Consider the following 14,699-nt stretch of genomic DNA (forward strand, 5'->3'; position numbering starts at 1 on the left):
GCGCCGCATGACCCGTCTTGCCGCGACACTCATTCGAATTAGCAAGCCGGCGCCCTGAATTCAGGTTGCGCCGGGTCCGGGCGCGCAGATGACGCGCCGTCCGTTTTTCTGAACATTTCCACTTTGCCGAAGGACGCTCCCCATGTGCGCCGACACGCCCCCCGACTATAAAAATACGCTGAACCTGCCGAAGACGGATTTCCCCATGCGGGCCGGATTGCCCAACCGCGAGCCGGGCTGGCTGGAGCGTTGGGAGCGGATCGGCGTCTATGACCGGCTGCGGGAGAAAAAGGGGCGGGAGCCCTTCACCCTGCATGACGGGCCTCCTTATGCGAACGGCAACCTTCATATCGGCCACGCGCTGAACAAGACGATCAAGGACATGATCGTGCGCAGCCATCAGATGATGGGACGGGATGCGCGTTATATCCCCGGGTGGGACTGCCACGGCTTGCCCATCGAATGGAAGATCGAGGAGCAGTACCGCAAGAAGGGCCGGGACAAGGATCAGGTCCCCGTCAACGAATTCCGCGCTGAGTGCCGCCAGTTCGCGGCCTCATGGGTCGATGTGCAGCGCGAGGAGTTCAAGCGGCTGGGGATCACCGGGAACTGGGGCGATCCCTATCTGACCATGGATTTCCACGCCGAGCGCGTGATCGCCGAGGAGTTCATGAAGTTCCTCATGAACGGCACGCTTTATCAGGGCTCCAAGCCCGTTATGTGGTCGCCTGTGGAAAAGACCGCGCTGGCCGAGGCGGAGGTCGAGTATCATGACAAGGAAAGCTTCACGATCTGGGTGAAGTTCAAGGTCGTGGGTGAAAGCGAACTGGCTGGTGCCCATGTCGTTATCTGGACGACGACCCCATGGACGATGCCTTCGAACAAGGCGGTCGTTTACGGCGAGGGTATTTCCTACGGGCTCTATGAGGTTACCGGCACGCCCGACGAATGCTGGGCCGAGGTGGGGCAGCGCTATTTGCTGGCCGATAACCTCGCCGCTGACGTATTCGCGCGCGCCCGGCTTGAAGAGGGCCAGTGGAAGCGGGTGCGCGATGTCCCGGCGGAGGCGTTGCAGGGCCTGCAGTTGATGCATCCGCTCGCAGGTGTCGACGGCGGCAAGGGCGAATGGGACGGGTTGCGCGATTTCCGCGCCGCCGATTTCGTGACGGACACCGAAGGAACCGGGTTTGTCCATTGCGCGCCCTCCCACGGTCTGGAGGAATACGAGCTTTACCGTGACCTTGGCATGCTGGGCGAGGTGATCACCTACAACGTCATGGAAGACGGCCGTTTCCGGGACGATCTGCCGTTCTTCGGCGGGAAGGCGATCCTGAAGCCCAATGGCAAGGAGGGCAATGCCAACGCCGCGGTGATCGACAAGCTGGCAGAGGTTGGCGGGCTGCTCGCGCGGGGTAAGATCAAACACTCCTACCCGCATTCCTGGCGCTCCAAGGCGCCGGTCATCTACCGCAACACCGCCCAGTGGTTCGCCGCCATCGACAAACCCGTGGGCGACGGGCTGGACATGCACGGCAAGACGATCCGTGAACGGGCGCTGACAGAGATCGACAACGTGAACTGGGTGCCCCGGTCCGGTCGCAACCGGCTCTATTCGATGATGGAAGCGCGCCCTGACTGGGTGTTGTCGCGGCAGCGGGCCTGGGGCGTGCCCCTGACCTGTTTCGTGAAGAAAGGCGCCCTGCCGACGGATGAGGATTTCCTTCTGCGCAACGAAGAGGTCAACGCGCGTATCGTCGAGGCCTTCGAGGCCGAGGGCGCGGATGTCTGGTACGAAGACGGTGCCAAGGACCGGTTCCTGAGCGGTATCGTGGACCCCGAGGCGTACGAACAGATCTTCGACATTCTCGATGTCTGGTTCGATTCCGGCTCCACCCATGCCTTCGTTCTGCGCGACCGGGAGGACGGGTCCGAAGACGGCATCGCGGATGTCTACATGGAGGGCACCGATCAGCATCGGGGCTGGTTCCATTCATCCCTGTTGCAGTCGGTGGGCACAATGGGGCGTGCGCCCTATCGCAACGTGGTGACCCACGGCTTCACGCTGGACGAGAAGGGCATGAAAATGTCCAAATCCATCGGGAACACCATCGTGCCCGACCAGATCGTCAAACAGTATGGCGCCGATATCCTGCGGCTCTGGGTGGCGCAGACCGACTATACAGCCGATCAGCGCATCGGGCCCGAAATCCTCAAGGGGGTTGCCGACAGCTATCGCCGGCTCCGCAACACCATGCGATACATGCTGGGGGCGCTTTCCGACTACAGCGAAGATGACCGCATCGCCCCCGAGGACATGCCCGAGCTTGAACGCTTCGTGCTGCACCGGCTGGCGGAGTTGGACAAGACGGTGCGCGAAGGCTATGCCCGCTACGATTTCCAAGGGGTCTTTCAGGCGATCTTCACCTTTGCCACGCTCGACCTGTCGGCCTTCTACTTCGATATCCGCAAGGACGTGCTTTATTGCGATGGCGACACGGTGCAGCGCCGGGCCGCGCGGACGGTGCTCGACATCCTGTTCCACCGTCTGACGACCTGGCTCGCGCCGATCCTCGTCTTCACGATGGAGGAGGTGTGGCTCGACCGCTTCCCTGGGGACGACAGCTCCGTGCATCTTGTGGATATTCCCGAGACTCCGAAGCACTGGCTGAACGGTGAACTGGCGGCGAAATGGACGGCGATCCGCCGTGCCCGGCGCGTGGTGACGGCTGCGCTGGAAGTGCAGCGGACGGAAAAGGTTATCGGATCATCGCTCGAAGCGGCGCCGATCGTGCATGTGGAGGATGGGGGGACTCTTGACGCCCTGCGCGACGTGCCCTTCGCGGATATCTGCATTACCTCCGACGTGCAGCTGACGCAAGATCCCGCCCCGGCGGAGGCGTTCCGCCTGAGCGAGGTGCCGGGGATCGGCGTGGTCTTCGAGAAGGCGCAGGGCGATAAATGCCAGCGCTGCTGGAAGATCCTGCCGGACGTTGGCACGCATGAGCATCCCGGCCTGTGCAAACGCTGTGACGACGCCGTCTCGGAGTGAGATTGCCCAAGAGATCGCGCGCCAGCTTTCGGCGCGCGGTCCCGGCAAGAGCATCTGCCCCTCCGAGGTCGCGCGGGTGCTGGCGGACGACTGGCGCGGGTTGATGGATGAGGTCCGGGCCGCCGCGGGCGAGATGATGCGCGACGGGCGTTTACGCGTTACGCAGGGCGATGCCGACGTGGACCCCGAAGAGGCCAGCGGGCCGATACGCCTGCGGCTTCCACAGGATGAACGGCGCCCATGACACCGGGCAGAGCGATAGCGTTCAGGCGGTAGCGTCGCGCGGCGGAATGATTTGTTGGGCGATGCCGGCGAAGATCAGGTAGATCGAGGTCACGACCAGACCCCAATGCGCCCAGCTTTGCGGATGGAAATCGACCCATGCGGCCCAGCCGGCAAAGAACGTCCAGGCCAGCGCCATTGGCAATGTCACTGCCCGCCAACGCTCCGTCCGGACCGGGTGGACGAATTTCAAAGGCAGGAACATCGTGATCGCAAGGAAGGTCACAAGGATGAGGCTGATCCACCATTCGGGCTTCAGCGCGAAGAGCACCAGCACGAGCATGTTCCAGCAGCCGGGAAAGCCGGAAAAGGAATTGTCCTTTGTCTTCATCCGGGTATCGGCAAAATAAAGCGCACTGGCGAAGGTGATGATGATGATCATCACCCAACCGCTCCAGCCGTCCATCAGCCCGGATTCGAACAGGGCAAAGGCCGGGATGAAGACGTAGGTGAGGTAGTCGATGATGAGGTCGAGCAGAACGCCATCGAATTCCGGCGCATATTGTTTGACGTCGTATTTTCGCGCCAGCGGTCCGTCGATCCCGTCCACGAAGAAGGCGATGACCAGCCACAGGAACATCATGCTCCAGTCCAGATTGACGGCAGCGAGCATCGCCAGCATCGCGAAGACTGCGCCTGTCGCGGTGAACAGATGGACGAAGAGAGCGGACATTTCTTTTGACATGTGCCTGCATCGCAAATCCGCCGCCGGTATGCAAAAGGAAAAGCACGCGTGGCGCTGCCTGTCCGGGTTGACGACTGCGGCGATTCCCACTAAAGCCAGCGGACGAATTCAGGGTCGCCGTGCGCGGCCCCCCTGCGCCATTGCCCGGATCGCCGGCAAGTGGCGATAGCAAAAGGATAAACCCATGTCGCGCCGCTGCGAATTGACCGGAAAAGGCCCGATGACGGGCAACAACGTAAGCCACGCCAACAACCGCACACGCCGGCGGTTCTTGCCCAACCTGAACGACGTGACCCTGCAGTCCGAAGCACTGGGTCGCAGCTTCAAGTTCCGCATTTCGGCTTCCGCGCTGCGCAGCGTCGATCACCGCGGCGGGCTGGACAAGTACCTCGCCAAGGCGAAGGACGCTGATCTTTCCGCCAACGCGCTGAAGGTCAAGAAGGCGATTGAGAAGTCGGGCAGCGAAGCCGAAGTGCTTTCCTGATAGGCGCCTCCCGCGCTTGAAAATTTCGATAGCCCCGGCTGGTTTCAGCCGGGGTTTTTCTTTGTTCCCGTCGCCATGTCTGGGCAGTAGGGCGAGGGGGAACGCAGGCGGGCAGGAGGGCTAGAACGGCAGGTCGGTTCGGGACGCTACCGTGCCCTGTGCCTTGCCGGTCAGTTCTTCCACCCAGCGGGCAACCGTCTGCGATGCGGGGCCGGTGCGATGCTCCGCGAACTGGTTGCCGATCACGGACCGTTCGAGGTTGAATTCGATGGTATGGGCCCCGGCGCGCCGCGCCTCGGAGACGAAGCCCGCCGCCGGGTATACATTGCCGGACGTGCCGATGGAGGCGAAAACCTCCGCCTCTGACAGATGATCGAATATCTCTTCCATCCGGTAGGGCATCTCACCGAACCAGACGATATCGGGCCGGGCGGTGGGCTGTGCGCAGCGGGGGCAGGCGTCGCCCACCTTCATGACCGAGGGGGCTTCCCAGCGGTGCCCGCAGGTGGCGCAGAGGGCTGATTTCAGGCTTCCGTGCATGTGGATGACAGCGCGGGAGCCGCCCCGTTCATGCAGATCATCCACGTTCTGCGTGACGACCAGCACCTCCCCGGGGAAAGCCTCCTCCAGACGGGCGAGTGCGCGGTGTGCCGCATTGGGTTCCGCCTTTGCCGCCTGAGCGCGGCGGGTGTTGTAAAAGGCGATGACCGTTTCGGGGTCGCGCGCATAGCCTTCGGGGGTGGCGACATCCTCCACCCGGTGCTGCGCCCAGAGCCCATCTTCCGCCCGGAAGGTTTCCAACCCGCTTTCGGCGGAAATGCCCGCGCCCGTCAGTATCACGATCCTGCTCATCCGATTGCCTTTCCGCCCGGTTCCATGCAATTCAACCAGCAAGTACCGGAGCGTGCAAGCGCCGCCCCACGCACCGTTTTCCGCCGGAGGCTTTCATGAAAATCGCAACTGCCGCCTATCCGCTCGACGTGCTGCAAAGCTGGTCGCACTACGAAGACAAGCTGTCCGGCTGGGTGGGGGAGGCTGCCAGGGAGGGCGCGGATTTGCTCGTCTTTCCTGAATACGGCGCGATGGAGCTTGCCACGTTGGCGGGACAGGAAGTCGCCGGTGATTTCGAAGCATCGCTCTACGCAGTGTCGGACCGTATGGCGGATGCCAATGCGCTGCACTTTAGGCTCGCGGCTGAACATGGCGTTCATATCGTCGCCGCCTCAGGGCCTGCAGCCACGACGGAAAGACCGGTCAACCGCGCCCGGCTGATCACACCCTCGGGCAAGATCGGTGTGCAGGACAAGCAGATCATGACCCGTTTCGAGCGGGAGGAATGGGGCGTTATCGGCGGCGGGCCACTGCAGGTCTTTGATACCGAACTGGGCCGCATCGGCATTCTGATCTGCTATGACAGCGAATTTCCCCTCTTGGGGCGGGCCCTGCGTGATTGCGATATCATCTGCGTGCCCAGCGTGACGGAAGCCATGGCGGGATACTGGCGCGTGCGCATCGGCTCGATGGCGCGTGCGTTGGAAAATCAGTGCGTTACCGCGATGTCTTCGGTTGTCGGACCGGCGTCATGGTCCGACGCGCTGGGGGATTCCTTTGGCGCGGGCGGCATTTTCTGCCCGCCCGACACGGGATTTCCCGAAACCGGCGTGCTGGCCGCAGGCGATATCTGTGTGCCCGGCTGGACCTTTGCCGAAGTGGACCTTGCGCAGGTTGCTCATGTCAGGGCAGAGGGGGTCGTGCTCAACCGGGACCACTGGGCCGACCAGACCGGCCGTGACGGGACGGCGATAAACGTCACCTTGCGTTGAATCGCACTTGAAATACCCCTTAAATGTGCCCATCTAGGCCTGCGCCCCGAGTCCGAGGGCGGATAGGTAGAAGGAGAAACCATGGCCAAGGAAGATACGCTCGAATTTCCCGGTGTCGTGAAGGAACTCCTGCCGAACGCGACATTCAGGGTCGAGCTTGAAAACGGCCATGAGATCATCGCGCATACGGCAGGCAAGATGCGCAAGAACCGCATCCGCGTTCTGGCAGGCGACAAGGTGCAGGTCGAAATGACCCCCTACGATCTGACCAAGGGTCGGATCAACTATCGGTTCAAGTAACCTCTTGTTCATCTTGGGGTCCGGCAGTCCGCGCCGCAAGGAATTGCTGGCGCAGATCGGCGTCGTGCCGGATGAGATCCGGGCGCCGGACATCGACGAAAGCCCGCTGAAACAGGAACTTCCCCGTCCCTACTGCGCGCGGATGGCCCGTGAAAAGGCCGCCGCGGTTCCATGTACTGCAGATGATATCGTGCTCTGTGCCGACACCACCGTGGCCTTGGGTCGGCGTATCCTCGGCAAACCGGAAGACGCGGCGGAGGCGGAACGTTTTCTGCGTCTGATGTCCGGACGTCGGCACAAGGTGATCACGGCGGTCTGCGTCAAGCGAGGCGAGGATGTCTGGGAGCGCGACGTACAGAGCACAGTGCAAATGAAAGTCCTGAGCGATAATGAGCTGCGCGGCTATCTGGCGACCGGCGATTGGCAGGGCAAAGCAGGCGGCTACGGTATTCAAGGACCCGCCGGCGCGTTGATCCCATGGATTTCCGGTTCTTTCACGGGGATCGTGGGGCTACCCCTGGCTGAGACTGCCGGGCTTCTCGAAGCAGCCGGCGTGGCGACATGGGGGAGACCGCAATGAAGGGGCGCACGATCGTTCTGGATCACCTTGGCAATGCCGAGGCTGCAGCCCTTCTTGTCGACGGGAAGCTGGAGGATCTGCTGATCGACGGGGACGCCCCGCGCCCGGGCACGGTCTATCGCGCCATCGCGGACCGACCGGTGAAGGGGCAGGGGGGCATGTTCCTCAAGACCCCGGACGGCCCTGCCTTTTTGCGGCAGGTAAAGGGGCTCGCCCCCGGGCAGGCGCTTCTGGTGCAGGTCAGCGGTTATGCCGAACGGGGCAAGGCCATTCCCGTCACCCAGAAACTCCTGTTCAAGAGCCGCTACGCGATCGTTACACCCGATGCACCCGGCCTGAACATTTCGCGCGCTATCAAGGATGAAGCGGAGCGCGACAGATTGCTGGAGCTCGCCCATGAGGCCGCCGGAGAGACAGCGCATGGCTTGATCCTACGCTCCTCCTGTGCGGGGGCCGAGGGCGAAGATATCGCCGAAGACATTACCGCGATGCTAAGGCTTGCGGATACCGTTCTGGGCGATGAAGATACCGGCATGGAAACCCTGACGGAAGGTGACGGCCCGCATGTGCTGGCCTGGCGGGATTGGACCGCGCCAGCCGAAGTTGTCACCGATCCCGGTGGCTTCGAAGAGCTGGGTGTGCTGGACGAGATCGACGCCGCCCGCGGAACAGAAGTTCCGCTCGGCAATGGGGCGTCCTTTTTCGTGGAGCCGACCCGGGCGCTGGTCGCCGTCGACGTCAACACCGGCAGCGATGCGTCGCTCGCCGCGGGCCTGAAGGCCAACCTGGCGTGCGCGCGCAATTTGCCTCGGGCGTTGCGTGTGCGGGGGCTGGGCGGGCAGATCACGCTCGATCTCGCCCCTATGCCGAAGAAGGATCGCCGGGCATTCGAAAGCGCGCTGCGGCAGGCGCTGCGCGGCGAAGATATCGAAACCGCCCTCGTCGGCTGGACGCCCCTCGGCCATTTCGAACTCCAGCGCAAACGAACCCGCCAGCCGCTGGCAGAGACCGCGCCTTGAGCTGTCCGATCTGCCATAAACCGGCGCAAAAAGCCTACCGCCCCTTCTGCTCACGCCGCTGCGCGGACCTCGACCTCGCCCGTTGGCTCAACGGTGCCTACAGCACCCCGTCAACCGATCCCGAAGACATCGAAGCCGCGCTAGACGCCGCGCTTCAGGCCCGCGAAACGGACGAAAAGCCACACTGACCGGCGCTGTCGTCTGACCCCGCAGGAAAGGCCCAAAAAGAGGCTGGACACCCCGCCCGAGACCTCCTAGAACCCGCTCACCCGACCACTTAGGTGGCCTCCCGTGCCCGGGTAGCTCAGGGGTAGAGCAGTGGATTGAAAATCCTCGTGTCGGTGGTTCGATTCCGCCCCCGGGCACCATTTTTGCCAAAAATGTCAGAGGAAGACGCTCGGTCTTTTTCGGCCTGTTGTCTCTGATTTGTCTCTCAGTGTCTCGCTATCTGTCTCGATTGGGCCATGATTTTGTCCGTCAATAGCCCCCCGCCCATCTGCCTATTCGCCGTGTACCCCTCCCGAAGGCGTAGCGTAGGCCACCAGCGCGGCACCCCTCTGCATGACCGCAACCTCCCCTACTCCAAAAAATCTCGTACAAGGGGCTTGAGCTTCCAGTCACTGGAAGGACTATCTGGCATTTGTATTCGATAAAAGGATAGGATCATGTCCGGTTTCCAGACTGTAAAATTTTCCGTCGAAGGGATGAGCTGCGCCTCTTGCGTGGGGCGGGTGGACAAGGCGCTTGCGGGGGTGCCGGGTGTTGATGACGTTTCGGTCAACCTTGCCGCGGAAACCGCCACCTTTCGGGTGAATGCCCCCGAACGGGTGACCGACGCGGCAGGGGCGCTTGCGGCAGCGGGTTATCCCGCCCGCCACGTGAATGTTACGCTGGACGTGTCTTCGATGAGTTGCGCTTCCTGCGTTGGCCGGGTCGAACGGGTGTTGGCCAATGTGCCGGGCGTGTTGGAGGCGAGTGTGAACCTCGCCGCCGAAACGGCCAACGTTTCTTATATCGAGGGGGCGACCACCCCCGAAGAAATCGCCCGTGCGATCACCGAGGCGGGTTATGCCGCCAAGGTCCGCGGCGGGGTCTCTAGCGAGACCCAGGGCGAGCGCAAGGCGGGTGAGGCGCGCGCGCAGGCGCGGCGGACACTTATTGCCGCCGCCTTGACCGTGCCGGTCTTCGTTCTGGAAATGGGCGCGCATCTGGTGCCCGGCTTCCACGGGATGATCGAACGCAGCATCGGTATGCAGACATCCTGGGTCATTCAGTTCCTGCTGACGACGGCTGTTCTGTTCGGACCGGGTCGGCAGTTCTTTGCCAAGGGGTTGCCGGCGTTGGCCCGTGGGGCGCCCGATATGAACAGCCTCGTGGCGCTGGGTACGGGTGCGGCATGGGTCTTCTCTGTCGTCGCCACTTTCCTGCCCGGTTTGCTGCCGGACGGGATGGGCGCGGTCTATTTCGAAGCGGCGGCTGTCATCGTCGTGCTGATCCTTCTGGGGCGCTGGCTTGAGGCGCGCGCAAAGGGCCGTACCGGTGCGGCCATTCAGAAGCTTCTGGGGCTACAGCCCCGTACCGCGCGTGTATTGGTCGACGGTCAGCCGCAGGAAGTTTCCATCGACGCGCTGCAGCGGGGTGACTTGCTGCTGGTGCGCCCCGGCGAACGGCTACCGGTGGACGGTATTGTGACCGAGGGGTCCAGCCATGTTGATGAAAGCATGATCACCGGGGAGCCATTGCCGGTTTCGAAGGCAGACGGCGACGCCGTGACCGGCGGCACCGTGAACGGATCGGGCAGCCTGACTTTCAGGGCCACCCGTGTCGGTTCGGAAACTGCGCTCGCCCAGATCATCCGCATGGTGGAAGAAGCGCAGGGCGCGAAGCTTCCCATTCAGGGGCTGGTGGATCGAATTACGCTCTGGTTCGTGCCGGCGGTTCTGCTCTTTGCGACGCTGACGGTCCTTGTCTGGCTCTTCTTCGGGCCTGATCCCGCGCTCAGCTTCGCGTTGATTGCCGGTGTTTCCGTGCTGATCATCGCCTGCCCCTGTGCCATGGGGCTGGCGACTCCCACCTCTATTATGGTGGGGACCGGGCGGGCCGCCGAGATGGGCGTTCTTTTCCGGCGCGGTGATGCGCTGCAGGCCCTGAGCGAGATCGACGTCGTGGCGGTCGACAAGACCGGGACGGTGACCGAAGGCAAGCCGAAGCTTACCGATCTGCATCTCGCCGAGGGGTTCGCCCGGGAAGACGTGTTGCGGCTCGTTGCTTCGGTAGAGGCGCGGTCGGAGCATCCCATTGCTGAGGCCATCGTTGAGGCGGCGCAGGCGGAAGGTCTGTCGCTGGCGGAGCCATCCGCCTTCACCTCCCTTACCGGTTACGGCGTATCGGCGATCGTCGACGGGCGGCAGGTGCTCGTCGGGGCCGACCGGCTGATGGAGCGGGAAGGCATCCCCACCAAGACGCTGCTGGAGGAGGAGAACCGGCTGGCCGAGCGCGGCAAGACCGCTCTTTACGCTGCTGTGGATGGGGACCTTGCGGCGGTCATCGCTGTCTCGGACCCGGTCAAGGCGTCCAGCCGCGCGGCGCTTGCGGCGCTGCATGACATGGGCTTGAAGGTTGTGATGATCACCGGGGACAAGGAACAGACCGCGCGGGCCATCGCGGATGAAACCGGCATTGACGATGTGGTGGCCGGCGTGTTGCCCGACGGCAAGGTGTCCGCACTCGAACGGTTGCGGCAGGACGGTCGCAAGATCGCCTTTGTCGGGGACGGCATCAACGATGCGCCGGCGCTCGCCCATGCGGATGTGGGCATCGCCATCGGTACGGGGACGGACATCGCCATCGAAAGCGCTGACGTAGTGCTGATGTCGGGCGATCTGCGCGGCGTGGTGAACGCAACAACCGTTTCCCGCGCTACGATGCGCAACATTCGTCAGAACCTCGGCTGGGCCTTCGCTTATAACGTGGCGCTTATCCCCGTGGCTGCCGGGGTGCTGTATCCCGCGTTCGGGTTGTTGCTGTCTCCGGTCTTTGCGGCGGGTGCCATGGCGCTGTCGTCCGTGTCCGTGCTGACGAATGCGTTGCGTCTGCGCAGGCTCGCCCCGTCCATGGCGGAGCCGTCCCGGCCCGCCGGGGGCGCGAGCCTGCGCAGCTTTTCAGATCAACCCGCCGAATAGGAGTGTAACATGAACATCGGAGAAGTCGCGGAACGGGCGGGTCTGCCGCCGAAGACGATCCGCTATTACGAGGATATCGGCCTTATCCGGCCCATGCGCAGCGCCAACGGATACCGTGAATTCCGGGACCGTGATCTGCACAAGCTCGCCTTTCTCGGACGGGCCCGGGCGCTCGGTTTCTCGATCGAGGATTGCCGCACGCTGCTTGCGCTTTATGAAGATACTGAGCGGGAAAGCGCGCAGGTCAAGCAGGTGGCGCAGGAACATCTTGTACAGATCGATGCGAAGATCGCACAACTTGAATCCATGCGCGCCACCCTTGCGCATCTGATCGAGGAATGCCGCGGAGATCACAGGCCCGATTGCCCCATTCTCGAAGACCTGTCGGCCGCACTACAATAAAGGGCCGCGGTCCGGGTGCTTCATACAAAGGAGAACCACATGGTGAAGAAACAGTCGATGACGGCGCTCGCGCTGATCCTTTCTATCGGAGCGGGAGCGGGAGCGGGGGCCGCGGTGGCCCAGGAGCAGACCATTTCCTTTGACGGCAAATGGCGGGAGCAGGGGTTGCTCAGACTCTTTACCAATGATTACGAAACCAAGGGCCGAAGCCTTGAGGTGGTTTCCGACGGCACGGTTTCCGTGCTTTGGCGCCCCGTGGATGATGGGCTGGCCGACGCCCGCAAGGCACGCTGGCAATGGAGCGTGACCGAAGGCGTCACCCCTACCGATCTGACCAAACGGGGCGGTGATGACCGCAACCTCGCGCTCTATTTCGTCTTCGTCGATCCGCAGACGGCGGCCAACATGGGTCAAGTCTCGGCGACCAAGCTGCTGCGCGATCCCGCGACCCGGGGACTCGTCTATGTCTGGGGCGGGGACCACGCACCGGGCCAGCTGCTCAACAGCCCGTATTCGGATGGGCTGAAGACGAAGATCCTGCGCATTGACGCCAACGGTTCCTTTGAAGAGCAGGTCGATCTGGATAGGGATTTCAAGGCCGCTTTCGGTGACAGCGCGCGGGTGTTGGTAGGGCTTGCAGTGACGGCAGACAGCGATGACACCGATGGTTTCATCCGGGCTTCGATTTCCGATCTACGCGTTCAGTAATACGCGGCTGGAACCCGGTGTAAGGGAATCTATGATGATGACCCGTTGCTTGGCTGGCAGCACCGCAGCCGCCCTGTTGCCGAAAAGCACCACGAAAAAGTTTTGCCGAACCTGTAGCGGGTTCGGGCGTTAACCCCCAGATAAAGGACGGCATCCGGGGACGCGGCCAATACTGCTGTCGAGTTCATGAAGGGATAAGTACCAATGCTGACAAGACGCCATTTCATCCAAACAACAACCGCGCTGTTTTCCGTACCGCTGGCGACACCACTGCTCGCCGCGACACGTGCCCAAAAAGACGCTTGGGACGCGCAGGTCACGCCGCCGAACTTCGATCCGGCGACCACGAACCCGTGGGGGCTGCACCCCCGCTTCCTGCCGCAACGCGTGGCCGCGAAGGATAGCCTGAAGCCGGGAGACGTCCATGTGGATGCGGTTGCCCGTTATGTCTATCACATCGAAGAAGGCGGAACCGCGATGCGCTACGGCGTCGCCATCGCCCGCGGCAATCTTTACGAGCCGGGAACCTATACCATCAAGCGCAAAGTGCAGTGGCCCGGCTGGACGCCGACCCAGAACATGCTGAACCGCGATCCCGATCTTTACGGCGAATTCGCGGATGGTGTGGACCCGGGTCCGGAAAATCCGCTGGGCTCGCGTGCGCTCTATCTCTATGTGGGCAACCGCGATACCTACCTGCGGATCCACGGCACGCCGGAGCCCGAAAGCATCGGCGGCCGGGTCAGTTCAGGCTGCGTCCGGATGGTGATGGCGCATATCAACATGCTCTATCCCAACGTGAAGACCGGCTCGACGGCTTATCTCTATTCGGCTGAGGATAGTCTCGTACCGCGCAGCTGACCGCGCGGTACCGGGGGCGCATCAGGCGTCCACGTAGCCTTTGAGGCAAATGGGGCTTCCGCCTTCCGAACGCAGCGGTACGAGCGTCACTTCGACGGGACCGCTGTGTTCATACCAGTAACACCCATCTTCAACCATGAAACGCGCGGTCGAAAGATCTTGGTCGGGGGCGGCAAGGCGGACGACCGATTCCGGGATGTTCCCGACTTCGGTCAATGTTTCCAACGCCGTCTTTTCCACGGGCGGTGGGCCATCGGTAAATTCGGCCGAGGGTATCGCGCAGCCGGCGGCGAAAAGCAGCGCGGCGCCTGCGGTGATCGTTCTTTTGTGCATCAATGCCTCTGTCATTTCCGGGGGTACGGCGCAACTTGTCACAGGGGCGGACCCGCGACAAGTTGCAAGCCGTGTGGCAAGGTCATAATTGTGGCCGTGGGGCAGCAGGTAAGACCGCTTCACCCCAGCGATACATCCAGAAACAGCATGATGACGAGGCCGATGGCGAGGCCGAGCGTCGCGCGTCGCTGGTGGCCTGAGCGATGGGTTTCGGGAATGATCTCATGGCTGATGACATAAAGCATCGCACCCGCCGCGAAGGCGAGCCCCCATGGCAGCAGCGGTTCGGAAATGCTGACCACGCCGGCACCAAGTAACCCGCCTGCGGGTTCGGCCAGCCCGGTCAGGGCAGCAATGGCCCATGCCCGCCGCCGCGAGTACCCTTCACCCAGCAGTGAGACGGCCACCGCGAGCCCCTCAGGCGCGTTCTGAAGGCCGATGCCGAGCGCAAGCGGCAACCCGTCCGCCAGACCGCCCGACCCGAAGCCAACGCCGACAGCGAGACCTTCGGGAAAGTTGTGGATCGTGATGGCGATGATGAAAAGCCAGACCCGCCGGAGCGACGCGCTATCCGGCCCCTCGCGCCCCGACCCGAAGTGCTCATGCGGCAGTTTTTCATTCATCAGGGCGACGGCCCCCATCCCGAGAAGGATTGCGATACAGACGATCGCCGCCGGTGCATATCCGCTGGCGAAGTCCTCTTCGGCGGCGTCGAGTGCCGGAATGATGAGTGAGAAAAAGGAGGCCGCCAGCATGATGCCTGCCGCGAAGCCGAGAAGCAGGTCGCGGGTGGCACGGGACGGTTTTGACCCGAATAGCACGGGTACCGCGCCCACCGCCGTAAGCGACCCCGCAGCCAGGCTTCCGAGAAACCCGAGCATCATCGGCGAAAGTGTTTCCATTCCGTCTGGTTGGCCCTGCCTCGTTTCGGAAGGATACGAATGTGTCCGTTCCTCTATGAGAAGCCTTAGAAAACAATGCGCTGACGATT

The 14,699-nt window shown here is 62.8% G+C and carries 16 protein-coding genes and 1 tRNA gene; 13 read left to right on the forward strand and 4 right to left on the reverse strand.

Annotated elements, in window-relative coordinates:
• Positions 1–142: 142 nt before the first annotated feature.
• Together ileS and A3728_RS00180 are read left to right on the forward strand one after the other, a co-directional pair.
• Positions 143–3,049 carry an isoleucine--tRNA ligase gene (ileS, locus tag A3728_RS00175; protein ID WP_067919138.1) on the forward strand — a complete coding sequence of 969 codons (2,907 nt, stop codon included), beginning with the start codon at positions 143–145 and terminating at the stop codon, positions 3,047–3,049.
• Positions 3,027–3,293, forward strand: coding sequence for a DUF3253 domain-containing protein (locus A3728_RS00180; protein ID WP_236628185.1), 267 nt, complete (start codon positions 3,027–3,029; stop codon positions 3,291–3,293). Before ileS ends, A3728_RS00180 begins: the two co-directional genes overlap by 23 nt.
• A 21-nt stretch (positions 3,294–3,314) precedes the next feature.
• Here the strand turns inward: A3728_RS00180 and A3728_RS00185 are convergent, their stop codons facing one another.
• Positions 3,315–4,004, reverse strand: a complete 690-nt coding sequence (locus tag A3728_RS00185; protein WP_443069381.1) for a CDP-alcohol phosphatidyltransferase family protein — start codon at positions 4,002–4,004, stop codon at positions 3,315–3,317.
• A gap of 196 nt (positions 4,005–4,200) precedes the next feature.
• Between A3728_RS00185 and rpmB the strand changes: the two genes are divergently transcribed.
• Positions 4,201–4,500, forward strand: a complete 300-nt coding sequence (gene rpmB / locus A3728_RS00190) for a 50S ribosomal protein L28 (RefSeq protein WP_067919144.1) — start codon at positions 4,201–4,203, stop codon at positions 4,498–4,500.
• Positions 4,501–4,620: 120 nt separating this feature from the next.
• Here rpmB and A3728_RS00195 read toward each other — a convergent pair whose 3' ends face one another.
• Entirely contained in the window at positions 4,621–5,352 is a 732-nt protein-coding gene (locus A3728_RS00195) for an NAD-dependent deacylase (RefSeq protein WP_067919146.1), read from the reverse strand.
• 95 nt (positions 5,353–5,447) lie between these two features.
• On the opposite strand from A3728_RS00195, the gene A3728_RS00200 reads away from it, so the two are divergent.
• From A3728_RS00200 to A3728_RS00245, 10 genes are all read left to right on the forward strand, one after another.
• Positions 5,448–6,323, forward strand: coding sequence for a carbon-nitrogen hydrolase family protein (locus A3728_RS00200; protein ID WP_067919147.1), 876 nt, complete (start codon positions 5,448–5,450; stop codon positions 6,321–6,323).
• 81 nt (positions 6,324–6,404) lie between these two features.
• Positions 6,405–6,623, forward strand: coding sequence for a translation initiation factor IF-1 (gene infA / locus A3728_RS00205; RefSeq protein ID WP_005978431.1), 219 nt, complete (start codon positions 6,405–6,407; stop codon positions 6,621–6,623).
• A gap of 4 nt (positions 6,624–6,627) precedes the next feature.
• A complete protein-coding gene (locus A3728_RS00210) occupies positions 6,628–7,203 on the forward strand; it encodes a Maf family protein (protein ID WP_067919150.1) in 576 nt (191 codons plus the stop codon).
• Positions 7,200–8,222, forward strand: a complete 1,023-nt coding sequence (locus A3728_RS00215) for a ribonuclease E/G (protein ID WP_067919153.1) — start codon at positions 7,200–7,202, stop codon at positions 8,220–8,222. The genes A3728_RS00210 and A3728_RS00215 overlap by 4 nt, the downstream gene beginning before the upstream one ends.
• Entirely contained in the window at positions 8,219–8,410 is a 192-nt protein-coding gene (locus tag A3728_RS00220; protein WP_067919154.1) for a DNA gyrase inhibitor YacG, read from the forward strand. The genes A3728_RS00215 and A3728_RS00220 overlap by 4 nt, the downstream gene beginning before the upstream one ends.
• 105 nt (positions 8,411–8,515) lie before the next feature.
• Positions 8,516–8,590, forward strand: a tRNA-Phe gene (locus tag A3728_RS00225).
• A gap of 297 nt (positions 8,591–8,887) precedes the next feature.
• On the forward strand, positions 8,888–11,404 hold the full coding sequence (locus A3728_RS00230; RefSeq protein ID WP_067919156.1) for a heavy metal translocating P-type ATPase: 2,517 nt from the start codon (positions 8,888–8,890) through the stop codon (positions 11,402–11,404).
• A 9-nt stretch (positions 11,405–11,413) separates the two neighbouring features.
• The gene (cueR, locus tag A3728_RS00235) at positions 11,414–11,806 is read left to right on the forward strand and encodes a Cu(I)-responsive transcriptional regulator (protein ID WP_067919159.1); all 393 of its coding nucleotides are present in this window, start codon (positions 11,414–11,416) and stop codon (positions 11,804–11,806) included.
• 39 nt (positions 11,807–11,845) lie between these two features.
• The gene (locus A3728_RS00240) at positions 11,846–12,514 is read left to right on the forward strand and encodes a DUF3047 domain-containing protein (protein WP_067919161.1); all 669 of its coding nucleotides are present in this window, start codon (positions 11,846–11,848) and stop codon (positions 12,512–12,514) included.
• A 204-nt stretch (positions 12,515–12,718) separates the two neighbouring features.
• Positions 12,719–13,375: a L,D-transpeptidase gene (locus A3728_RS00245; protein WP_067919163.1), complete on the forward strand. Its 657-nt coding sequence runs from the start codon at positions 12,719–12,721 to the stop codon at positions 13,373–13,375.
• Between the two features lie 21 nt (positions 13,376–13,396).
• On the opposite strand, the gene A3728_RS00250 is transcribed toward A3728_RS00245, so the two are convergent.
• On the reverse strand, positions 13,397–13,708 hold the full coding sequence (locus A3728_RS00250) for a hypothetical protein (protein WP_236628226.1): 312 nt from the start codon (positions 13,706–13,708) through the stop codon (positions 13,397–13,399).
• Between the two features lie 119 nt (positions 13,709–13,827).
• On the reverse strand, positions 13,828–14,610 hold the full coding sequence (locus A3728_RS00255) for a ZIP family metal transporter (RefSeq protein WP_067919165.1): 783 nt from the start codon (positions 14,608–14,610) through the stop codon (positions 13,828–13,830).
• Between the last annotated feature and the right edge of the window lie 89 nt (positions 14,611–14,699).

Origin of the sequence: Sulfitobacter sp. HI0040 (assembly GCF_001634885.1) — a bacterium.
Classification (GTDB): domain Bacteria; phylum Pseudomonadota; class Alphaproteobacteria; order Rhodobacterales; family Rhodobacteraceae; genus Sulfitobacter.

Coding starts and splice junctions, on each gene's coding strand:
- A3728_RS00245 (WP_067919163.1), top strand. CDS start 12,719: ATGCTGACAAGACGCCATTTCATCCAAACAACAACCGCGCTGTTTTCC.
- A3728_RS00185 (WP_443069381.1), bottom strand. CDS start 4,004: ATGTCCGCTCTCTTCGTCCATCTGTTCACCGCGACAGGCGCAGTCTTC.
- cueR (WP_067919159.1), top strand. CDS start 11,414: ATGAACATCGGAGAAGTCGCGGAACGGGCGGGTCTGCCGCCGAAGACG.
- A3728_RS00230 (WP_067919156.1), top strand. CDS start 8,888: ATGTCCGGTTTCCAGACTGTAAAATTTTCCGTCGAAGGGATGAGCTGC.
- A3728_RS00200 (WP_067919147.1), top strand. CDS start 5,448: ATGAAAATCGCAACTGCCGCCTATCCGCTCGACGTGCTGCAAAGCTGG.
- A3728_RS00255 (WP_067919165.1), bottom strand. CDS start 14,610: ATGGAAACACTTTCGCCGATGATGCTCGGGTTTCTCGGAAGCCTGGCT.
- ileS (WP_067919138.1), top strand. CDS start 143: ATGTGCGCCGACACGCCCCCCGACTATAAAAATACGCTGAACCTGCCG.
- A3728_RS00250 (WP_236628226.1), bottom strand. CDS start 13,708: ATGCACAAAAGAACGATCACCGCAGGCGCCGCGCTGCTTTTCGCCGCC.
- A3728_RS00195 (WP_067919146.1), bottom strand. CDS start 5,352: ATGAGCAGGATCGTGATACTGACGGGCGCGGGCATTTCCGCCGAAAGC.
- infA (WP_005978431.1), top strand. CDS start 6,405: ATGGCCAAGGAAGATACGCTCGAATTTCCCGGTGTCGTGAAGGAACTC.
- rpmB (WP_067919144.1), top strand. CDS start 4,201: ATGTCGCGCCGCTGCGAATTGACCGGAAAAGGCCCGATGACGGGCAAC.
- A3728_RS00215 (WP_067919153.1), top strand. CDS start 7,200: ATGAAGGGGCGCACGATCGTTCTGGATCACCTTGGCAATGCCGAGGCT.
- A3728_RS00240 (WP_067919161.1), top strand. CDS start 11,846: ATGGTGAAGAAACAGTCGATGACGGCGCTCGCGCTGATCCTTTCTATC.